Below are 20,079 nucleotides of genomic sequence, written 5' to 3' on the forward strand. Positions count from 1 at the left end.
TCACCTCGGCCGGTCGAGTCGCTGGACGAGCAGGTCGGCGAGGCGTTCGCGGTCCATTCCGGGGGCCTGTCCGGTGAGGTGGATGGCGTTGAGGAGCTGGTCGGCGGCGAGCATCTCGGTGCGCGAGCGTTCCATGAACCGCTGGACGAGGTCGGCGGCGGCCTCGGCCCGGTCCTCGCCGAGGTGCGCGCGGACGAACGCGGCGAGGCGTTCCCGGTCGGGGCGTCCGAGCTCCAGGTGGAGGCAGCGGCGCATCAGGGCGGCGGGGAAGTCGCGTTCCTGGTTGCTGGTGAGCACCACGAACGGGAACTCGGTGCACCGCACCTTGCCGTCGCGGATCTCGACCGTGGTGCCGTCGGCGGCCCGCACCCTGGCCACCCCGTCGGGCAGCCGGTGCGCCACGCGTTCCAGCTCGGGGATGGCGAACTCACCCTCCTCCAGGACGTTGAGGAGGTCGTTGGGCAGGTCGATGTCGCTCTTGTCGAGTTCGTCGACGAGCAGCACCCGCGGCTTCGTCGTCGGCAGCAGGGCGGTGCCGAGCGGGCCGAGGCGGATGTAGTCGCCGATGCTCTCCACCGACCCGGGGTCGCCCTGGCCGACGCCGCCGGGGGCGTGGGCGGCGATCTGCACGTCCTGGAGGCGGGCGATGGCGTCGTAGCGGTAGAGGCCGTCCTGGAGGGTGGTGCGGGAGACCACCGGCCAGCGCAGCACCGCGCCCAGGCCGAGTTCGTCGGCGACCGCGTGGGCGAGGGTGCTCTTGCCCACCCCGGGCGCCCCGGTCACCAGCAGCGGGCGGCGCAGGTAGAGGGCGGCGTTGACCACCTCCAGCTCCTCGGCGCCGGGGCGCCAGGCGGCGGCCCGGCTGCGGTGCACGCCCAGGCGGCGGGTCTCCGCGTCGCGGTCCCGGTCGCGGAAGTCGCGCCAGGGCGGCGGGGCGGGGAGCCGGTCGATCCCGTCGTGGCGCTCCCCCGCACCGCGGAAGATGAGCCATTCCCCGGTCGGGCTGGGTTCGCTCATGTCGGTTCCTCGTCCTCGCTCGGTTCGGGTCGGGCGACGGCTGCGGCCCACCGTAGTGGTCCGGACCGCTCCTCGGCAGTGGTCCCGTGGCCCCGGCTACAGGGCGGCCAGCGGATCCTCCTCGGGCAGGGGCGGGTCGTAGAGCAGGGTGACCCCGGCGCTCCAGAAGTGGCCGGTGTCGCCGGCCGCCACCGCGGCGCGCCAGGCCCGGACCCGGCCGGGGAGCGCGGCGGCCGTCCGCATCGCCTCGGTCTCCTCCTCCGCGCGGCGGTGCAGCTCGCCGCACACCTCGCCCACCAACTCGTCCAGCACGGCGGCCCGTTCGCCGCGGCGGCGCCAGAGCGAGACGGGGAACCCGGCCTCGACCACGGAGGCGGGCCCTTCCTCGTCGTCGCCGTGGCGGCACAGTACCGGCACCGCCTCGAGGGGCAGCTGGGCGAGCCGGTCGCGGTCCGGCGGGAAGGGATGGGGGTTGCCCCGGTCGCAGTCGACGATCTGGGCGCGCAGGCCCGCCGCGCCGTCCTCGGGGTGGGCGGCGGCCCACCGTTTGGCCTGCCACTGCGAGGGCGTGCGGGAGGAGCAGCCGATGACCACCGGGCGTGACTCCCCCAGCGGGCGGCCGCCCGGGCCCAGGGGCCACTCCTCCGGGCGCAGGCGCAGCATGCCGAGCGGCACCATCAGCCGGAACAGGGCGGGGGCGCCGTCGAGGTCGGCGGTGTCGAACGCGGCGGTGAGTTCGGCGGCGGCGCGCTCCGCGAGCAGGCGCACAGGTGTGCCGGAGCGGTCCTCCGCGACGGTTTCCGGGAGGGCCTCCGGGCCGGGACCGGTGATCTGGATCCACCAGTCGACCACTTCCGTGTCCCAGCCGCTCGGCCAGAAGTGCAGGGTGACCGTCCGGGCCGCGGGGGGCTCGGCGGACGGCTCGTGCGAGGTGCCGCCCTCGGGCCGGTCCGCGGGCGGGAGGAGCGGCCGGTCCCGCAGCGGCCCGATGCGCCGGAGCACCTCGCTGCGGGTGAACGGGTCGAGGTCGGCGCTGAGTTCCTCCGCCCAGGCGCACAGTTCGTTGCCGGCCTGCTCGTGCCGCGGGTCGCGGGGCGGTCCGCCGGTCTCCAGCGCCCCGACGACGTACTGCAGGTACAGCTCCAGCTGGCTCGCGCGGTCACCGCGGGCGCCGCGCAGCAGGCCGATGCCGTCGCGCCACAGGCACGGCCGGGCGACCAGTCCGGGGCCGCGCAGCAGACCGCGCAGCATGTGCAGCAGCGCCATCGGGTCGGGCGGCGGCGGCAGCGTGGCCAGCCGGGCCAGCAGGCGGGTCAGTTCGGACGGCCCGAGGTCCCTGCCGCGGGCCGCGGCGGTGGCCGGCAGCCGGTTCTGCGCGTCGGTCCAGGTGCCGGCGGGCGGGGCACCGGTCATCGCCTGGCCGTGGTACCGGTCGTGGGCGGCCAGCAGTTCGTGGTGCAGGCCGCCCTTGCGGGGCAGCAGACTCAGCTTGGTCAGGTCGACGAAGTAACCCCCGCTCTCCGGGGGCGCGTTGCGCTGGTAGGGGTCGGGCTGGGCCAGGGCCTTGCTCTTCACCAGGCCGACCACCTCGCCGCGTTCGAGGTCGAGCACCGGCCCTCCGGAGACGCCCTCGCGCGGGGTCTCGCCGACGAAGCGGATCAACTGCCGTGCCGGGCCGTGGTCGTGGGTGCCGCCGACCTTGACGCCGGCCCCGATCCGCACGGCGTCGCGGTCGCCCCGGGGGGCCCAGCCGCAGTAGCGCATCTCGGCGCCGCTCTCGGTGCGGGCCGGCCGGTGCGCCAGCAGGACGCAGGGGTGCGGTCCGGCGTCGCGCAGCCGCAGCACGGCGAGGTCCGGCGGGTGGTGACCGCCGCGGCCGTCGGGTTCGCCGAGGACCGCCTCGACGACGGCGCGGGCGGCGAGGGTACGGCCGGGCAGTCCGGGTTCGTACACCACCGTCACCCCCTCCCCCTCACCGGCCCCGTCCAGCACGTGAGCGCAGGTCAGGACGAGTCCCGGCGCCGCGAACACGCCGCTGCCCAGGAACACCCCGGGCTCCCATCCCGCCTCGTCCGGGTCATACCCCTCGGTCCCGCGGTGGATGCGCACGGTGGCCGCCTCGGTGAGGGTCACCAGGAGGCTCCTCGCGTCCTCCCCGCTCACCGCCGCGCCCCCGGACCGCCCCCGGGTTGCGGCGCTGCGCCCCGTCGTGCTCCCGCCCGCACGGCTCCCGCGTCCCTCACGGCCCACCCCCGTCGTCCGTCGCGGCGCCGCCGGTCAACGGGCGCCGATGAGAAGGGAGTCGAGGGTAGCCCGCCCGGCAGGGTGCCGGGGAGGGTTCCGTCCGGGTCCCGGCGTTCCCCCCGCCCCGCGCGTCACCGGGTCAGCCGTGGAGAGGGAGGGTTCCCGGTCCGCGGTCGCACCGGCACGCGGGGGGCGCGGAGGCCGGCCCGGATCCCGTCCCGGGCATGCCTGATCCGGTGCCGGGCACCACCACCGCGGTGGTGACGAACCCTCCGGCCGCGTTCCACCGGCCGTCGAACGAGGCCGGACCGCCGTCGACGAGCGCGCCCGGCAGCACCCGGGCGTGGAACGCGCCGGAGGGGTCGAAGGTGAGGACGGCGTCCTTGAAGCCCAGCCAGGCGCCGGTCAGCGGGTACCAGGTCTTGTAGACGGACTCCTTGGCGGAGAACAGCAGGCGGTCCCAGTGGATCTCCGGCCGCTTCCCGGCGAGTTCCGCCAGGTGCTCGCGCTCGACGGGCAGCGTGACGCCGTCCAGCACGCCCTCGGGCAGCGGCTCGTGCGGCTCCGCGTCGATGCCGACGGAGGCCACGACCGCGGCGTCCGCGACGGCCGCCGCCCGGTAGCCGTCGCAGTGGGTCAGTGCCCCCACCACGCCCGCCGGCCAGCGCGGCGCCCGGCCCTGGCCGGGGACCACCGCGGCGTCGCCGTGGCCGAGGCAGGCCAGGGCGCGCCGCGCCAGGTGCCGGACGGTGGTGTACTCCTGGCGGCGCTTCGCCACGGCCCGGGCGACGGCCGGCTCCTCCTCGGGCAGCAGCACCGCCCCGGGCGGGTCGCCGAACGTCTCCGCCACGTGCACGGTGGGGGGCAGCAGGTCCCGCATCATCGCCGGGCGCTCCCGCGCCGGCGGTGGAGCGCGACGTAGTGGCTCCGGCGTTCGCCGTCGGCGGCGAGGTCGATGCCGGTGCGGGCCAGCAGGGTGGCCGCGTCCAGCAGGGCGGTGTCGGCGGCGGGGGTGGTCATGGCGTCGGCGAACTCCGCGTTGTGGGGCGTCGCCTCGCAGCCCAGCACCCCGATGTGCGGGTGGATCGACGGCAGCGCGTGGCTGACGTTGCCCATGTCGGTGGAGGCGGTGACGCTGCCGGGCGGCAGCGGTTCGGCGGTTCGGCCGACGTCGGCGAGGTGCCGCTCGTAGGTGCCGAGCAGCCACGGGTCCTGGCGGAGGTCGAGGTAGTCGGGCTGGGTGCGTTCGGTCCCGGCGGTGGTGCCGGTGGCGAGGGCGGCGCCGCGGAAGCAGTCCAGCACCCGCTCGGTGAGCGGCGCCAGTTCCTCGGCGGAGGGCACCCGGACCTCGTACTCGAGCACGGCCCGGTCAGGGATCATGTTGGTGCGCCGGCCCGCCTCGCGGACGTAGCCGGATATCCGGGAGCCGGGGGTGGTCTGCTGCCGCAGCAGTCCGACCGCCACCTGGGCGACCACCGCGGCGTCGCCGGCGTTCAGCGCCAGGTGCGGCGACTTGGCGGAGTGGGCGGTGCGGCCGTGGAAGACCGCCCTGAAGCGCGCGGCCGCGGTGGTGCGGTCGCCGCCGAAGGTGAGGTCGGTGGGGCCGGGGTGGACCATCATGGCCACGGTCACGTCGTCGAACGCGCCGCGCTCGAGCATCAGCACCTTGCCGCCGCCGTGCTCCTCGGCGGGCGTGCCGAGGAGTTTCACGCGGAAACCGAGGTCACCGGCGACCGCGGCCAGGGCGATCGCGGCACCCACGGCCGCGGAGGCGATCAGGTTGTGGCCGCAGGCGTGGCCGACCTCCGGCAGGGCGTCGTACTCGGCGCAGAGGCCGATGGTGAGGTCCCCCTCGCCGTAGGAGGCGGTCAGCGCGGTGGGCAGCTCGCACACGCCGCGCTCCACCGCGAACCCGGCCTCCTCCAGCAGACCGGCCACCCGGGCCGAGGCCGCGTGCTCGGCGAAGGCCGTCTCCGGCTCGGCGTGGATCGCCCGGCTCAGCGCGAGGAGCCGGTCGGTCCACCGGCCTATCGCCTCGTCGGCGGGGGCGTAGGAGGTCTCGGTCATCATCGCTTCCTGGGCGGCGGCACGGCACGTCGAACGGGCCTTCGGGCGGAAGGCTCCCTCGGACCGTACACGGCGCCCCCGCACCGGCGAAGAACGCCTCCCCCAGGGCCCGGTGACGCCGGTGCGCCCCCGGCTACCCTGGCGCGATGCGCCTTCCGCCCGGCCCCGGCCGCCCCGGTCCCGCCCCGTCCTCCTTCTGGGACCCGGACCCGGCGTTGCCGATCCGCCCTCCGGTGACCGACGCCGCCGTGCGGGAGGCGGAGCGCGTGCTCGGGGTGACCCTCCCGGAGGCCCTGCTCGAACTGCTGCGGGTGCGCGACGGCGGGGTGGTCTCCGACCGGTACAGCGTCTTCCCCACCTCCGCGCCGACCTCGTGGAGCGCCGACCACGTCCCGCTGGACCTCCTGATGGGCGCCGGCCCGGACCCGGACGGCCACACGCTCCTGGACACGCCGTACCTAATAAATGGGGCCTCCCCTCCCCCGTCGTGCTGCTCGACGGGGACGGACACTGCTGGATCGCCCTCGACCACCGGCTCCGCGGCCCGCACGGGGAGCCGTCCGAGACCTGGCTGGACGCGGAACTCGGCACCGAACTCCCGCCGGCGCCGGACTTCCGGACGTTCCTGCACGGCCTGCTCCCGGAGACCGCCTTCCCCTACGAGCCCTGCGGCCCACCGGTCGCCCGCGGCCCCCGCCGCAGCGATCTTGACAGGGCTCCGGTGACCGAGCATCGTCGCCCCCATGACCGACGATCCGGGCCTGGCGCTGGGCCGGAAGATCCTCGCCGAGCAGCCGTTCAGCACCCTCCTCGGCGCGCGCCTGACCGCCTTCGGGGACGGCCGGGCCACGCTGGAGGTGAACGTCCGTGACGAGCTGCGCCAGCAGAACGGGTACCTGCACGGCGGTGTGCTGAGCTACACCGCGGACAACGCAATCACCTTCGCCGCGGGCGCCGCCGTCGGGCCGGGTGTCCTCACCGCCGGCTTCACCGTCGACTACCTCCGTCCCGCCGACGGCGTCCTGCTGCGCGCCGAGGCGCGGGTGGTGCGGGCGGGGCGCAGCCGGGTGGTGTGCCGGTGCGACCTGGTCTGCGTCGCCGAGGACGGCACCGAGTCGCTGTGCGCCGTCGCCCAGGGCTCCGTGTCACTGACGTCACCGCGCGCCGGGTCCTGAGCGAGCGCCCGGGGGAAGACCTGAGCGAAGGCCCGAACGCCCGCGGGGCCCCGGTGCCGGGGCCCCGCGGGCGCGCGCCCGGTCAGGGCTGCGGCTGCAGGTAGCGCGCCAGCAGGTCGTCGAGGGCGACCATGCCGGTGACCCGTCCGGCCTCGTCGCGCACCACCGCCAGCGAGGCCCGGTTGCGGCGGAGCAGTTCGATGGCGTCGGCCACCGTGGTCCGGCCCGGCATGGCGGGCACCGGCCGGGCCAGGTCCCGGGCGAGTATGGCCCGCCCCTGGGCACGGGCGACCAGCGCGTCCCGGGCGTGGACGGAGCCGAGGAACTCGCCGTCCTCGCGGACCAGCAGGCGGGTGCGGTCGTGGGCCGCGGCCAGGGCCAGGAGCTCCTCGACCGGGGCCGCGCCGTCCACGGAGGTGATGTCGGCGGCCGGGATCCGCAGCGCCTCCACGGGCGTCTCCGGCTCGACGAGGGAGCGGGTCAGCAGCTCCGAGTCGGACGCGCTGATCAGTCCGAGCCGCTCCGACTCCTCGACGAGGTGGGTGAGCTGCTCGCGGTTGTGCACCGAGGCGAGCTCGTCGCGCGGTGCGACCCGGCAGAGCCGGACCAGGACGTTGCTGATCCGGTTCAGCAGCCCGATCAGCGGCCGGACGGCCTTGGCCACCGCCCGGAAGGGCGGGGACAGCAGCATCGCCGAGCGCTCCGGGTGGGCGATGGCCCAGGACTTGGGCGCCATCTCGCCGACGACCATGTGGAGGAAGACCACCACGATCATGGCGACGGCGAAGGCGATCCCGTAGCTCAGGGCGCTCGGCAGCCCCAGGTCCTTGAGCAGCGGGTCGATCTCGTGGGAGATCGCGGGCTTGGAGACGGACCCCAGCCCCAGGGTGCAGACGGTGATGCCCAGCTGGGCCCCGGCGAGCATCAGCGAGAGCTCGCGCATGCCGGCGAGCGCCGCCTTGGCGCCGCGCTGACCCGCCGCGGCGGCCTTCTCCATGCGGTGCCTCTTGGCGGCTACCAGCGCGAACTCCGCGGCGACGAAGAAGCCGCTGCCGACGAGCAGCAGGACGGTGACGAAGACCGCCATCGGGAAACTCATGCCTGCTCCTCCACGGCTTCACTGCCGTCCTCGGCCAGCCGCTCGATGCGCACCCGGTCGGGCACGTGGCGGTCCAGGGTCCGCACGTCGATCAGCACGCGGCCGCCGTCGTCCGGTTCCACGGTCAGCCGGTCGCCGACGGCCGGGAAGCGGCCGAGGCGGTCCACGACCAGGCCGGCGACGGTGTCGAAGTCCTCCTCCTCGGGCAGGTCGATGCCGGTGGCGGCGGCGATCTCGTCGATGCGGCGGCCCGCGTCCACCAGCCAGCCGTCCCCGTCCGGGACGGCGGGCTCGGTGACGACGTCGCTCTCGTCGGCGATGTCGCCGACCAGTTCCTCGGCGATGTCCTCGTAGGTGACGATGCCGGCGACGCCGCCGTGCTCCTCCAGGACGACCGCGAACTCGTCGCCCCGTTCCCGCATCTGCTCGACGGCCTGCGGAAGGGGCAGCGTGTCGGGGAGGAACAGCGGGCGCCGGGCGGCCGCTCCCGCGGTCGTCGTGGCGAGCCGCTCGGCGGGGAGCCGCATCAGGTCGCGGACGCCGAGGACGCCCGCGACGTCGTCGGGGTGGTCCCCGAGGACGGGGTAGGTGGAGTGGCCGTGCCGGCCGATGAGGGCCACCGCGTCCGCCGCGGTGGCGTCCCGGCGGACGAAGACGGCGTCGACGCGCGGCACCATCACCCCGGCGAGCGTGCGCTCGGAGAACTCCAGGGCGTGGTCGACGAGTTCGGCCGTGTCGCGGGGCAGCTCGCCCTTCTCGTGGGACTCGCCGATGAGGTGGCCGAGTTCCTCCAGGGTGGCGCCGTGGTGCAGTTCCTCGACCGGCTCGATGCCGACCTTGCGCAGCAGCTTGTTCGCCGCGCTGTCGAAGACGCGGACGAGCGGGCCCACGACCTTGAGGTAGACGAGCGTGGAGCCGGCCAGCGCCTTCGCCAGCCGTTCGGGCACGGCGATGGCCAGGTTCTTGGGGAAGAGCTCGCCCAGCACCATCTGGACGACGGTGGCCAGCACGAAGGCGAGGGTGACGGACACGCCGCCCACCGCGCCCTCGGGGACGCCGATGCCGGTCAGGGCGGGGCGCAGCAGCGCGGAGACGGCCGGTTCGGCGATGAAGCCGACGACCAGGCCGGTGACGGTGATGCCGAGCTGGGCGCCGGACAGCATGAAGGACAGGCGCTCCAGCACCTTCAGGGCGCGCGCCGCCTTCCTGTCCCCCGCCTCGGCCTGCCGCGCGAGGGCGAGGCGGTCGACGGAGACGAAGGCGAACTCCTGGGCGACGAAGTACCCGGTGCCCGCGGTGAGCACGAAGACGGCCAGCAGGCCGAGCAGGGCGGTGGCGGCACTCATCGGTCACCACCCCGCCGGGTGCCGCGTTCTCGGTTGCTGGGGCGGGATGGCCGGGGACTGTCCCCGGGGGAGTCCGTCGGACTGGCGGACACGGGCTTGCTCCTTCAGGAAATCGTTGTGCGAGCTGTGAACGGACGAGACGGACGGGACGTTCCCGTCAGTGTGGAACGGGAGCGTCCGCACCACGCCGCGGCACACCGGGGGAGGCTGCCGAGTGCTGTGCGCCGTCAGGACCACCCTATGCTTCTACGCGCTTGTAGAAAATGACCGGGGCCGTGCGGCCCCGGACGGGAACGAGAGGGAGTGGACGTCGCGATGGTGTTCAAGCGACTGCTCGGCGCGCTCGGGGTGGGCGGACCCACGGTGGACACGGTTCTCGACGCGGGAGCGGCCCGCCCCGGCGGGAGCCTGACGGGGCGCGTGCACATCAAGGGCGGCGACCGCGACGCCGAGATCGCCGGCGTGACCCTGGAGCTGGTGGCCCGGGTCGAGGCCGAGCACGCGGAGGGCGAGAGCGAGGGCGTCGTCGGCTTCGGCCGGTTCGTCGTGGGCGGTGGTTTCCGGCTCGGGGCGGGCGAGGAGCGGGACGTGCCGTTCTCGGTGACGCTGCCGTGGGAGACGCCGGTCACCGAGCTGCACGGCCAGCCGCTGGGCGTGGTCCTCGGCGTGCGCACCGAGCTGGAGGTGGCCGGCGCGAGGGACAAGGGCGACCTCGACCCCCTGGCCGTCGCGCCCCTGCCGGCCCAGGAGGCGGTCCTGGAGGCCTTCGGGCAGCTGGGCTTCGGCTTCCGGTCGGCCGACCTGGAGTACGGCCGGATCGCGGGCACCGGCCAGGAGCTGCCGTTTTACCAGGAGCTGGAACTGGTCCCGGCGCCGGATCACGCCGACCGGATCGGTGAGCTGGAGCTGACCTTCCTCGCCTCTCCGGCCGGCCTGGAGGTGGTCCTGGAGGCGGACCGGCACGGCGGCCTCCTCTCCGGAGGGCACGACGCCCTGGCCCGCTTCACGGTCCCGCACGACCAGGCGGAGGGCCAGGACTGGAATGCCCTCGTCGACGGCTGGGTCCGGCAGCTCGTCGACCCCGCACCCCGGACCGCGTACGCGTACGGCCACCACGGGCACGACGGCCACCACGGGAGCCACGATCACGACGACCACCACGGGCACGGCCGCGGCGGATACGGCGGCGCGGTGGCGGCCGGGGCGGCCGGGCTGGCGGTAGGGGTCGCGGGCGGCATGGTCGCCGCCGAAGTGGTCGACGAGGTCGGCGACCTCGTCGAGGACGAGGACGACGACGAGGGGGCGGAGGAAGCCTGACGCCCCACGGCCCACCGCGGGTCGGCCCAGGCCGGACCAGGCCAGGTCGGGCCGGACCAGCTCCGGCCCGGCCAGGTCAGAGCGGTGTGGCCGCGTGGAGGATGAGCATCATGGTCACCGCCGAGTTCGCGGAGGACATCGCGGAGGCGACGACCCCCGCGGCGGCGGTCCACAGCGCCGCGCCCACCGCGGTGAACAGCGACGGCCAGTGACGCGGCGCGGGCGGCGGCGCCAGCAGGGCGGCCATGCGGCGCGGCACGGGACCGGGCGCGGCGAGGCCGGCGAGCGTGGGGGCGGGGACGGCCCGGGAGACGAGTGCGGCCCTGCCGATCGCGCTCGCCACGGTCCGCCGGTCGCCGACGGCCCGCGCCGCCTCCTCGTCGGCCCAGCGCTCGGCCGTGTAGGCGACGGCCGTCCGCAGGGGGCGCAGGAACGGGTTGGCGCAGGCGGCGAGGTGCGTCAGCAGCAGGAAGCGGTGGTGGCGGCCCACCAGGTGGGCGCGCTCGTGGGCGAAGACGGCCCGGCGTTCGGCCGGGCGGAGCGTGTCGAGCAGTCCGGTCGTCACCACGATCCGGCCGCGGGGCCTGCCGGGCAGGGCGTAGGCGTAGGCCTCCGGGTCGGGCAGCACCGCCACCTGGGTCTTCGGCAGCCCGGCGAGCACGCGGTGGGCGCGCCGCCGCACCCGGACGTGCCGTCGGAGCGTCCCGGCGCACAGCACGGCGACGGCGAGCAGGGCGGGGACGGCCACCGTGCCGACGACCTCGTCGTAGGGGACGGCCTCACGGACCTCCGGGTCCGACCAGCCGTCGGGCAGCGGATTGCCGGGCAGCTGGGCGGTGCCCACGACCATCAGCAGCCCCAGGCACACGGTGCTGCACAGGGCCATCACTCCGGCCACGCCGGTCAGCAGCCGCGTGGCCACGCGCGGGTGCAGGTGCTGGGCCAGCCGGGCGATCGGCCAGGCCGTCAGCGGCAGGACCAGGGGCAGGAGGACGAACAAGCCCATGGCGGCGCCTCAGCCTTCCCTCTCGTTCTTCCCCTGCTCCAGCAGTTCGCGGACCAGGCGCTCGTCCGCGGGGTCCAGGGTCGTGATGAAGCTGGCCAGGACGGCCTGCCGGTCCCGTTCCCCGTCGAGCATCCGGCGCATCTTCCGGGCGGCGAGCCCCGCCTCGTCGGACGACGGCGTCCAGAGGAAGGAGCGCCCGGCCCGCTCGCGGGACACGGCCCCCTTCTCCATCAGCCGGGTGAGGATGGTGATCACCGTCGTGTACGCGAGGTCACCGCCCAGGCGCTCCTGCACCCAGCCGGCCGTCGCCGGTTCACCCGCCTCGCGGAGGGCGGCGAGGACCTGCACCTCCAGCTCTCCCTGCCCCCGGCGCCGGGGACGCTGGTGCTCCGTCACGCCCTCGCCTCCTTTCGCTGCCGCGCACGTCATGGACGGTCCATCGTAAGGACACCTCCCGCCGGGACGTCCAGGAATCGCACCCCGTCGCGTTTCTACAGTGCTGTAGATTCTCCTCGGCGGCGCCGCCGCGTACGGCGTCAACGTCTGAGAAGGGATCCTGAGATGTTCGGACTGAGCGAACTCGCGATCATCCTGATCGTGGTCGTCCTGCTCCTCGGCGCGAAGCGGCTTCCCGACCTGGCCCGGGCGGCGGGCCGGTCGGCGCGCATCCTCAAGGCCGAGGCGCGCGCCGCGAAGCAGCAGGAGAACGGGGATGCGGCGGACAGCGGGCCGGGCGCCCCGGCGGACGCCGCCGGGGCGGGCCCCGGCACCCCCGCGGACGCCGCCGGGGCCGGGTCCGGCACCCGGGCGGACGCGACGGCCGCGGGACCGGGGGCCGAACCCCGGGTGATCGAGGGAGTGATCCTCCCGCCCGGCACGGCCGTGCCGTCGGCCGGTGCCCGCCCCTCCCCGGCTCCCGGCGAACCGCACCCGAGGGGCTGACCGGACCGGCGGGCGCCGGGAGCGCCCTCGGCCGCTCACGCGTACTGGCAGAGCCCCCGCGGGAGGTACACACCGTGCCCGGCGCGCCCCACGTACGCGCCGGCCTCGATCACCGGCACCCCGCGGGAGAGGACCGTCTCGACCCGGCCGGTGATCCGCTTCCCCTCGTAGGCGGAGTAGTCGACGTTCATGTGGTGCGTCTCGGCCGAGATCACCTGCTCCGCGTGCGGGTCGTAGATCACCACGTCCGCGTCGGCGCCCGGCGCGAGGGTGCCCTTCCTCGGGTAGAGGCCGAACATGCGCGCCGGTGCGGCGCAGGCGATGTCGATCCAGCGGCGGCGGGTGAGGTGACCGTCGACCACGGCCTGGTGGAGGAGGTCCATGCGGTGCTCCACGCCGGGCATGCCGTTGGGGATCTTGGAGAAGTCGCCGACGCCCATGTCCTTCTGGCCCTTGAAGCAGAACGGGCAGTGGTCGGTGGAGACGACCTGGAGGTCGTCGGTCCGCAGGCCGCGCCAGAGCGCCGCCTGGTGATCCCGGGGCCGCAGCGGCGTGGAGCAGACGTACTTGGCGCCCTCGAAGCCGGGTTCGGCCAGGTTGTCGGTGGACAGGAACAGGTACTGCGGGCAGGTCTCCCCGAAGACCGGCAGCCCCTCGTCGCGCGCCCGGGCCAGCTCGGCCACGGCCTCCCGCGCGGAGACGTGCACCACGTAGACGGGGGCGCCGGCGACCTGCGCGAGCCGGACGACGCGGTGCGTGGCCTCGGCCTCGAGGAGCGCGTGGCGCACCTCTCCGTGGTGGCGCGGGTCGCGTTCCCCCCGCGCCAGGGCCTGTTCGACCAGGACGTCGATGGCGAGGCCGTTCTCGGCGTGCATCATGATCAGGCCGCCGTTGCCGGCTGCGCGCTGCATGGCGCGGAGGATCTGGCCGTCGTCGGAGTAGAAGACCCCGGGGTAGGCCGTGAAGAGCTTGAACGAGCTCACTCCGGCCTCGATCAGGGCGTCCATCTGCCGGAGCGACGACGTGTTGACGTCGGACATGATCATGTGGAAGCCGTAGTCGACGGAGCAGGTGCCCTCCGCCTTCTCGTGCCAGGCGTCGAGGCCCTCGCGCAGGGATCCGCCCTTGGGCTGGATCGCGAAGTCGACGATCGTCGTCGTTCCGCCCCAGGCGGCGGCCCGGGTGCCCGTCGCGAAGGTGTCGGAGGAGGTGGTGCCGCCGAACGGCATCTCCATGTGGGTGTGGGCGTCGACGCCCCCGGGGATGACGTACCGGTCGGTGGCGTCCACCGTGCGGTCGGCGGTCCACGACTCGGCGGCGGAGGTGCCGTGGGCGGCGAGGGCGGCGATGCGGCCGTCCTCGATCAGGACGTCGGCGTGGACCTCGTCGGAGGCGGTGACGACGAGTCCGCCGCGGATCAGGGTGCGCGACATGGGCTGTGCCTCTCCTTCCGTGCGGCGCCCCTGGGCGGGGAGGCCGGGAGCCGGGGGGACCGGTGCGGGCCGTGAGGATGCGAGGACTCGGGACCGCCGCGGTCAGCCGGTGATGCGGTGCAGGGCGCGTGCGAGGACGGCCGCTCCCTCCTCGGCCTCGGCGGCGGTGAGCGAGAGCGGCGGGGCGATCCGCAGCGCGCTGGTGTCGTGGCCGCCGCCCTTGCCGATCAGCAGACCGCCCGCGCGGGTCTCCTCGAGGACGGCCGCGGCGGCCTCCGGGGCGGCCAGGCCGGTGCCGGGCCGGACCAGTTCGATGCCGATCATCAGCCCCCGCCCGCGGACCTCGCGGACGCCCGGCAGCCCGGCGCAGGAGGCGCGCAGACGCTCCAGCAGCAGGCCGCCGACCCGGCGGGCGTTGCCCTGGAGGTCGTGCTCCAGGAGGTGGCCGAGGTTGGCGAGGGCGGCGGCCATGGTGACCTGGGTGCCGCCGAAGGTGGAGATGGAGTTCGCATCGAGGCAGTTCATGATCTCGGCGCGGGCGATCACGCCGCCGACCGACATGCCGTTGCCGATGCCCTTGGCGAAGGTGACGATGTCGGGCGGCCCGTTGCCCGCGTGGGCCTGCCAGCCCCAGAAGTGGTCGCCGGTGCGGCCCCAGCCGGTCTGCACCTCGTCGGCGATCCACAGCACGCCCTGCTCCGCGAGGACTTCGCGGAAGGCCGCGTAGAGCCCGTCGGGCGGCGAGGTGAACCCGCCGACGCCCTGCACCGGTTCGGCGATCAGCGCGGCCGGGGCGCGGACGTGGCCGAGCAGGTCGCGCAGGTCGGCGACGCAGGCGGCGGTGAACGCCGCGTCGTCCAGGTGCGCGTAGGGCCCGCGGTGGCGGACCCCGCCGTGGACGTAGAGGGTCTGCAGCGGGGAGAGCGAGGTGGGCGACCAGCCGCGGTTGCCGGTGACGGAGACGGTGGAGAAGGACCGGCCGTGGTAGCTGTTGCGCATGGCCAGGATCTGGTTGCCGCGCCGGTGGGTGGTGGCGAGCAGCAGGGCGGTGTCGTTGGCCTCGGTGCCTGAGGTGGTGAAGAAGACGCGGGCGTCGGGGATGCCGGACAGGGCGGCGATCCGTTCGGCGAGGTCGACCATCGGCCGGTTGAGGTAGAGCGTGGAGGAGTGCGGCAGCCGGCCGGCCTGGTCGGCGACCGCCCGGGTGACCTCGGGGAGGGCGTGGGCGGTCATGGTGGTGAGGATGCCGCCGAAGAAGTCGAGGTAGCGGCGGCCCTCGGCGTCCCACACGTGGCGGCCCTCGCCGCGGACGATCTCGAGGGGGTCGTCGTAGTAGAGGCCGAGCCAGTCGGGCAGGACGGCCCGGTGCCGGCCGAGCAGTCCCCGCGCGCCGGCGGGCGCGTCCGTCACGGCTCGACCAGCCCCTGGTAGGCGTCGGGCCTGCGGTCGCGGTAGAAGGCCCACTGCTGCCGGACCTCCTCGATCAGGTCGAGGTCGAGGTCGCGGACGACGAGTTCCTCCTCCTTGTCGGAGGCCACCTCGCCCACGAACTGCCCGCGGGGGTCGACGAAGTAGCTGGTGCCGTAGAAGTCGTTGTCGCCGTACGGTTCCTGGCCGACCCGGTTGATGGCGGCGACGAAGTACTCGTTGGCGACGGCGGCCGCGGGCTGCTCGAGCTGCCACAGGTGGGCGGAGAGCCCGCGCGAGGTGGCCGACGGGTTGTAGACGATCTGCGCGCCGTTCAGGCCGAGTTGCCGCCAGCCCTCCGGGAAGTGCCGGTCGTAGCAGATGTACACGCCGACCCTGCCGACGGCGGTGTCGAAGACCGGCCAGCCCAGGTTCCCCGGCTTGAAGTAGTACTTCTCCCAGAAGCCCTTGACCTGGGGGATGTGGTGCTTGCGGTACTTGCCCAGCACCGTCCCGTCCGCGTCGACGACGACGGCGGTGTTGTAGTAGAAGCCGCTCCGCTCGACCTCGAAGACCGGCACCACGATCACCATGCCGGTCTCCCGGGCGAGGGACCGCATACGGGTCACGGTCGGCCCGTCGGGGACGGGTTCCGCCCACCGGTAGTGCTCGGGCTCCTGGACCTGGCAGAAGTAGGGGGCGTTGAAGACTTCCTGGAAGCCGATGATCCGCGCGCCCTGCCGGGCGGCCTCGCGGGCGTGTTCCTCGTGTTTGGCGATCATGGATTCGGTGTCCCCGGTCCAGGTCGCCTGGACGAGGGCCGCGCGTACGACGTCGGCCACGAGCTGCTCCTTCGACGGAACGTCAGAGGGCCTTCACTGCATCGACTCACCGCTGGGACGGCACTGGCACCACCGGACGGCCGGAAGGGGCCGGGGAGGCCGGCCGGCCGCACACGCTGGAAGCTCGAACTTAGGACGCCCCGGAGGGCTTGCCAAGACCATCCCGGCGAAACCGTCGAATCGCCGCCCGCAAGCACCCTTGCGGGCCAGTTCCGGCCACCGGGAAACCCGCCGGCACCTGCTGGAACGGCCGGATCCGGTACCCGGATTCTCTTCCCACCGGAACGTTGGTTAGCCTAACCTTACTTTCGTTGCGCTGCCCGCAGCGGTGGTGACCCCTGCGCACGCTCACCGGGGACGACTGCCGCCACGGGCGGTCCGGTTCCCGGGAAGAAGGAAGCCACCAGTGTCCCACCCGTCCACTCCGCCCGTACCCGCACTCCCGGATCCCGGGGCCACCGGCGCGCAGGAGTTCGCCGGCCGGACCGCGCTGGTGACCGGTGCGGCGCGGGGCATCGGCCGGGCCGTGGTGCACGCGCTCGCCGCCCGGGGCGCCCGGGTGCTGGCCACCGACCTCGAGAAGCCGAAGGCCAAGAAGCTGGCCCGCCGGTACGACGGCCGGGTCGCCGCCCTGGCGCTGGACGTCCGCGACTCGGCCGCCGTGGACGCCGCGGTCGCCCACGCCGAGGACGTGTTCGGCCCGCTGGACGTCGCCGTGAACGTCGCGGGGGTGCTGTGGACCTCCGCCGTCGTCGACCTGACGGACGAGCGGTGGGACGCCCACTTCGCCGTGAACACCACCGGCGTCTTCCACGTCTCCCGGGCCGCCGCCCGGCGCATGACGGAGCGTGGCCGCGGCAGCATCGTGACCGTCGCCTCCAACGCGGCCGGTATCCCCCGGGCCGGTCTGGCCGCCTACGCCGCCTCCAAGGCCGCCACGGTCATGTTCACCAAGTGCCTCGGGCTGGAGGTGGCCGCGCACGGCGTGCGCTGCAACACGGTCTCCCCGGGCTCCACCATGACCGACATGCAGCGCGGCCTGTGGGCCGGGGGCGACGCCGAGGCCGCCGCGCGCCGCGTGATCGAGGGCGACCTGGCCGCCCACCGCACCGGCATACCGCTGGGACGCATCGCCGACCCGGAGGACGTCGCCGAGGCCGTGGCGTTCCTCGCCTCGGACCGCGCCCGGCACATCACCATGCACGACCTCTACGTCGACGGCGGAGCCACCCTGCGTGCCTAGGCCGACCGCTTCCCCCTCCCCCACACCCTCCGGGCCCCACCGCCCCGTCCGACGAACTGGAGATGTGATGACCGCCCCCCTGCGAGAGCCCATGGTCCTCCCCGCTCCGCCGGCCACGCTCGGCGCGGCGACCGCGCTGCTCGACTCCTACCGCCCGGGCGACCGCTTCGTCGCCACCCCCCACCGCACCCTGCTCGGCGAGGGCGTCGTCGCGGAGGTGCCGCACGACGCCCGCCCGCTGACCGAGCGCGTCCGGGAGGTCCTGGCGGCCGCCCGCGACCTCACCGGGGACGACGCCGCCCGCACGGTCGTCCTGGGCTCGGTGCCGTTCTCCCCCGACGCGCCGCCCGCCCTGGCCGTTCCCGCCGCCCTGCGCACCGCGCCCGCGCTGTGCGAGGACCCGCTGATCGCGCTGCCGACGCCCGAGGGCCCGCGTCACGCCTGGCAGGTGCGCGAGGTGCCGTCCGCCGCCGAGTACGGACGCGCGGTCACCGACGCCGCGGCCCGCATCCGCGCCGGGGAGTTCGACAAGGTCGTCCTCGCCCGCACCCTGGAGCTGACGTCCGGCCAGGAGCCCGACCTGCCGCTGATGCTGCGTCGGCTGGCCCGCCGCGACCCCGGCGGCTACACCTTCGCGGTGCCCACCGGCCCGGCCCGCACCCTGATCGGCGCCAGCCCCGAGCTGCTGGTGTCGCGCCGCGGCACCACCCTCGTCGCCAATCCGCTGGCCGGTTCGCTGCCGCGCGGCGCGGACCTCGCCGAGGACGTCCGCCGCGCCAACACGCTGCTGGAGTCGCCGAAGGACCTGCACGAGCACGCCGTCGTGGTGGAGGCGGTCCGGGCCGCGCTGGCCCCGTTCTGCTCCCGCCTGGACGTCCCCGAGCGTCCCACCCTGGTCAACACCGCGGCGATGTGGCACCTGTCCACCACCGTCACCGGCGAGCTCGCCGACCCCGGCACCACGGCGCTGGACCTGGCCTCGGCACTGCACCCGACGCCGGCTGTCTGCGGCACGCCGACGGGCCTCGCCCGTGAGGTGATCGCCGGCTACGAGCCCTTCGACCGCGGCGCCTACACCGGCATGGTGGGCTGGCAGGACGCCGCCGGCGACGGCGAATGGGTCGTCACCATCCGCTGCGCGGAGGCCGAGGGGGCGCTGCTGCGCCTGTTCGCCGGAGCGGGCATCGTGGGGGCGTCCTCCGCCGAGGCGGAGACGGCGGAGACCGCCGCCAAGTTCCGTACCTTCCTGACCGCCGTGGGAGCCTCGCTGTGAACACCGGTACCGACGCCCGCCCGCCCGCCACGACGCCCGGCGTGGACGCGCCGACCTGGCCCGAGGAGTTCGCCGCCCGCTACCGCGCCGCGGGCTGGTGGCGGGGCGAGACCATCGGCGGGATGCTGCGCGAGCGCGCCGAGCGGTACCCGGACCGGGAGGCCCTGGTCGACCCGGCGCCCGAGCGGCGTTCGTGGACCTACCGCGAGCTGGACGCGGCGGTGGACCGGCTCGCCGCCGGATTCGCCGCCCGGGGCGTGGCCAAGGGCGACCGGGTGGTCGTCCAGCTCCCCAACATCGCCGAGTTCATCCACGTGATCATGGCGCTGTTCCGGATCGGCGCCCTGCCGGTGTTCGCGCTGCCCGCGCACCGCGAGACCGAGATCCGCTACTTCTGCGCCTTCACCGAGGCCGTCGCCTACGTGACCGTCGACCGGCACGCCGGCTTCGACCACGCCGCGCTGGCGAGCCGGATGAAGGACGAGGTGGCCACGCTGCGCGAGGTGTTCGTGGTCGGCGAGGCCGGCGAGCACACCCCGCTCACCGAGGTGACCGGCGACCCCGCCGCCCTGCTCGCCGGCCCCGAGCCGCACGAACTGGCCTTCCTCCAGCTCTCCGGCGGCACCACCGGCGTGCCCAAGCTGATCCCCCGCACCCACGACGACTACCTGTACTCGGTGTGGGGCTCCAACGAGATCTGCGCGGTGGACACCGGCACCCGCTTCCTGGTGGTGCTCCCCGCGGCGCACAACTTCCCGGTCAGCAGCCCCGGTTGGCTCGGCGTCTTCCACGCGGGCGGCACCGCGGTGCTCGCCCCGAACACCGACCCGGCGACCGCCTTCCCGCTGATCGAGCGGGAGCGGATCACCATGACCGGCCTGGTGCCCCCGCTGGCGATCGTCTGGACCGACGCCGCCGCGGCCACCGAGCACGACCTCTCCAGCCTGAAGTCGGTGCTGGTGGGCGGCGCGAAGTACAGCGAGGCGGCGGCCCGCCGCTTCGAGCCCGCCCTCGGCTGCCGCCTGCAGCAGGTCTTCGGCATGGCCGAGGGCCTGGTCAACTACACCCGACTGGACGACCCGTACGAGACGATCGTCTCCACCCAGGGCCGGCCGATCTCCCCCGACGACGAGATCCGCATCGTCGACGACCACGACCAGGATGTCGCCGAGGGCGAGTTCGGGCACCTGCTGACCCGCGGCCCGTACACCATCCGCGGCTACTGGCGGGCCCCGGAGCACAACGCGCGTTCCTTCACCGAGGACGGCTTCTACCGCACCGGCGACATCGTCCGCCGCACCCCGAGCGGCCACCTGGTGGTCGAGGGCCGCGCCAAGGACCAGATCAACCGGGGCGGCGAGAAGATCGCGCCGGAGGAGGTGGAGAACGTCATCCTCCGCCACCCGTCGGTGCACGACGTCTCCGTGGTCGCCGTCCCCGACGAGTACCTCGGCGAGCGCAGCCTGGCCTACGTGGTGCTGCGCAAGGACGCCGAGCCGGTGAAGTCCGTGGCGATCAAGCGGTTCGTCCGCGAGCAGGGCATCGCCGCGTTCAAGGTGCCCGACCTCGTGGAGTTCGTCGACGAGTTCCCGCAGACCGGCGTCGGCAAGGTCAGCAAGAAGGGGCTGCGGGCAGCCGCGGACTCCGCCCAGGATCACTGAAAGGCCC

Annotated in this window: 17 protein-coding genes; 6 read left to right on the plus strand and 11 right to left on the minus strand. The window is 74.7% G+C overall.

What is annotated here, in order from left to right; genetic code table 11:
* From ACWD3O_RS14495 to ACWD3O_RS14510, 4 genes are all read right to left on the minus strand, one after another.
* Window positions 1-1,017, minus strand: a complete 1,017-nt coding sequence (locus ACWD3O_RS14495; protein ID WP_451411355.1) for an AAA family ATPase — start codon at window positions 1,015-1,017, stop codon at window positions 1-3.
* 96 nt (window positions 1,018-1,113) lie between these two features.
* Window positions 1,114-3,150, minus strand: a complete 2,037-nt coding sequence (locus tag ACWD3O_RS14500; protein WP_451411356.1) for a VMAP-C domain-containing protein — start codon at window positions 3,148-3,150, stop codon at window positions 1,114-1,116.
* Between the two features lie 250 nt (window positions 3,151-3,400).
* A complete protein-coding gene (locus ACWD3O_RS14505; protein ID WP_451411357.1) occupies window positions 3,401-4,144 on the minus strand; it encodes a 4'-phosphopantetheinyl transferase family protein in 744 nt (247 codons plus the stop codon).
* Window positions 4,141-5,328 (minus strand): amidohydrolase, encoded by a 1,188-nt coding sequence (locus ACWD3O_RS14510; RefSeq protein ID WP_451411358.1) that lies wholly within the window; start codon window positions 5,326-5,328, stop codon window positions 4,141-4,143. Before ACWD3O_RS14510 ends, ACWD3O_RS14505 begins: the two co-directional genes overlap by 4 nt.
* 743 nt (window positions 5,329-6,071) lie before the next feature.
* Here ACWD3O_RS14510 and ACWD3O_RS14515 point away from each other — a divergent pair.
* A complete protein-coding gene (locus ACWD3O_RS14515) occupies window positions 6,072-6,503 on the plus strand; it encodes a PaaI family thioesterase (protein ID WP_451416063.1) in 432 nt (143 codons plus the stop codon).
* An 82-nt stretch (window positions 6,504-6,585) separates the two neighbouring features.
* On the opposite strand, the gene ACWD3O_RS14520 is transcribed toward ACWD3O_RS14515, so the two are convergent.
* Together ACWD3O_RS14520 and ACWD3O_RS14525 are read right to left on the minus strand one after the other, a co-directional pair.
* Window positions 6,586-7,602: a hemolysin family protein gene (locus ACWD3O_RS14520; protein ID WP_451416064.1), complete on the minus strand. Its 1,017-nt coding sequence runs from the start codon at window positions 7,600-7,602 to the stop codon at window positions 6,586-6,588.
* The gene (locus ACWD3O_RS14525) at window positions 7,599-8,948 is read right to left on the minus strand and encodes a hemolysin family protein (RefSeq protein WP_451416065.1); all 1,350 of its coding nucleotides are present in this window, start codon (window positions 8,946-8,948) and stop codon (window positions 7,599-7,601) included. The genes ACWD3O_RS14520 and ACWD3O_RS14525 overlap by 4 nt, the downstream gene beginning before the upstream one ends.
* Window positions 8,949-9,263: 315 nt before the next feature.
* Between ACWD3O_RS14525 and ACWD3O_RS14530 the strand changes: the two genes are divergently transcribed.
* Complete coding sequence (locus tag ACWD3O_RS14530) at window positions 9,264-10,265, plus strand: sporulation protein (RefSeq protein ID WP_451416066.1); 1,002 nt, start codon at window positions 9,264-9,266, stop codon at window positions 10,263-10,265.
* 76 nt (window positions 10,266-10,341) lie between these two features.
* On the opposite strand, the gene ACWD3O_RS14535 is transcribed toward ACWD3O_RS14530, so the two are convergent.
* Window positions 10,342-11,271, minus strand: coding sequence for a M56 family metallopeptidase (locus ACWD3O_RS14535; RefSeq protein WP_451416067.1), 930 nt, complete (start codon window positions 11,269-11,271; stop codon window positions 10,342-10,344).
* 9 nt (window positions 11,272-11,280) lie between these two features.
* Window positions 11,281-11,667 (minus strand): BlaI/MecI/CopY family transcriptional regulator, encoded by a 387-nt coding sequence (locus ACWD3O_RS14540; RefSeq protein WP_451411365.1) that lies wholly within the window; start codon window positions 11,665-11,667, stop codon window positions 11,281-11,283.
* A 165-nt stretch (window positions 11,668-11,832) separates the two neighbouring features.
* Between ACWD3O_RS14540 and ACWD3O_RS14545 the strand changes: the two genes are divergently transcribed.
* Window positions 11,833-12,213, plus strand: a complete 381-nt coding sequence (locus ACWD3O_RS14545; protein WP_451416068.1) for a twin-arginine translocase TatA/TatE family subunit — start codon at window positions 11,833-11,835, stop codon at window positions 12,211-12,213.
* 35 nt (window positions 12,214-12,248) lie between these two features.
* Here ACWD3O_RS14545 and hydA read toward each other — a convergent pair whose 3' ends face one another.
* The 3 genes from hydA to ACWD3O_RS14560 form a co-directional block, all read right to left on the minus strand.
* On the minus strand, window positions 12,249-13,646 hold the full coding sequence (gene hydA, locus ACWD3O_RS14550; protein ID WP_451416069.1) for a dihydropyrimidinase: 1,398 nt from the start codon (window positions 13,644-13,646) through the stop codon (window positions 12,249-12,251).
* Between the two features lie 102 nt (window positions 13,647-13,748).
* Window positions 13,749-15,056 carry an aspartate aminotransferase family protein gene (locus tag ACWD3O_RS14555; RefSeq protein ID WP_451416070.1) on the minus strand — a complete coding sequence of 436 codons (1,308 nt, stop codon included), beginning with the start codon at window positions 15,054-15,056 and terminating at the stop codon, window positions 13,749-13,751.
* Window positions 15,053-15,895 carry a nitrilase-related carbon-nitrogen hydrolase gene (locus tag ACWD3O_RS14560; RefSeq protein ID WP_451411369.1) on the minus strand — a complete coding sequence of 281 codons (843 nt, stop codon included), beginning with the start codon at window positions 15,893-15,895 and terminating at the stop codon, window positions 15,053-15,055. Before ACWD3O_RS14560 ends, ACWD3O_RS14555 begins: the two co-directional genes overlap by 4 nt.
* 406 nt (window positions 15,896-16,301) lie before the next feature.
* Here ACWD3O_RS14560 and ACWD3O_RS14565 point away from each other — a divergent pair, with 406 nt between their 5' ends.
* The 3 genes from ACWD3O_RS14565 (at window position 16,302) to ACWD3O_RS14575 (ending at window position 20,072) form a co-directional block, all read left to right on the plus strand.
* A complete protein-coding gene (locus ACWD3O_RS14565) occupies window positions 16,302-17,138 on the plus strand; it encodes a 2,3-dihydro-2,3-dihydroxybenzoate dehydrogenase (protein WP_451411370.1) in 837 nt (278 codons plus the stop codon).
* 67 nt (window positions 17,139-17,205) lie between these two features.
* The gene (locus ACWD3O_RS14570) at window positions 17,206-18,411 is read left to right on the plus strand and encodes an isochorismate synthase (protein ID WP_451411371.1); all 1,206 of its coding nucleotides are present in this window, start codon (window positions 17,206-17,208) and stop codon (window positions 18,409-18,411) included.
* Window positions 18,408-20,072, plus strand: a complete 1,665-nt coding sequence (locus ACWD3O_RS14575) for a (2,3-dihydroxybenzoyl)adenylate synthase (RefSeq protein WP_451416071.1) — start codon at window positions 18,408-18,410, stop codon at window positions 20,070-20,072. The genes ACWD3O_RS14570 and ACWD3O_RS14575 overlap by 4 nt, the downstream gene beginning before the upstream one ends.
* Window positions 20,073-20,079: the final 7 nt, after the last annotated feature.

This window comes from Streptomyces sp. NPDC002640, from assembly GCF_053592575.1.

Excerpts from the sequence above, each read along its gene's own strand:
- ACWD3O_RS14510 (WP_451411358.1), bottom strand. The coding sequence starts at position 5,328 with ATGACCGAGACCTCCTACGCCCCCGCCGACGAGGCGATAGGCCGGTGG.
- ACWD3O_RS14530 (WP_451416066.1), top strand. The coding sequence starts at position 9,264 with ATGGTGTTCAAGCGACTGCTCGGCGCGCTCGGGGTGGGCGGACCCACG.
- ACWD3O_RS14545 (WP_451416068.1), top strand. The coding sequence starts at position 11,833 with ATGTTCGGACTGAGCGAACTCGCGATCATCCTGATCGTGGTCGTCCTG.
- ACWD3O_RS14535 (WP_451416067.1), bottom strand. The coding sequence starts at position 11,271 with ATGGGCTTGTTCGTCCTCCTGCCCCTGGTCCTGCCGCTGACGGCCTGG.
- ACWD3O_RS14515 (WP_451416063.1), top strand. The coding sequence starts at position 6,072 with ATGACCGACGATCCGGGCCTGGCGCTGGGCCGGAAGATCCTCGCCGAG.
- ACWD3O_RS14520 (WP_451416064.1), bottom strand. The coding sequence starts at position 7,602 with ATGAGTTTCCCGATGGCGGTCTTCGTCACCGTCCTGCTGCTCGTCGGC.
- ACWD3O_RS14570 (WP_451411371.1), top strand. The coding sequence starts at position 17,206 with ATGACCGCCCCCCTGCGAGAGCCCATGGTCCTCCCCGCTCCGCCGGCC.
- ACWD3O_RS14525 (WP_451416065.1), bottom strand. The coding sequence starts at position 8,948 with ATGAGTGCCGCCACCGCCCTGCTCGGCCTGCTGGCCGTCTTCGTGCTC.
- ACWD3O_RS14505 (WP_451411357.1), bottom strand. The coding sequence starts at position 4,144 with ATGATGCGGGACCTGCTGCCCCCCACCGTGCACGTGGCGGAGACGTTC.
- hydA (WP_451416069.1), bottom strand. The coding sequence starts at position 13,646 with ATGTCGCGCACCCTGATCCGCGGCGGACTCGTCGTCACCGCCTCCGAC.
- ACWD3O_RS14495 (WP_451411355.1), bottom strand. The coding sequence starts at position 1,017 with ATGAGCGAACCCAGCCCGACCGGGGAATGGCTCATCTTCCGCGGTGCG.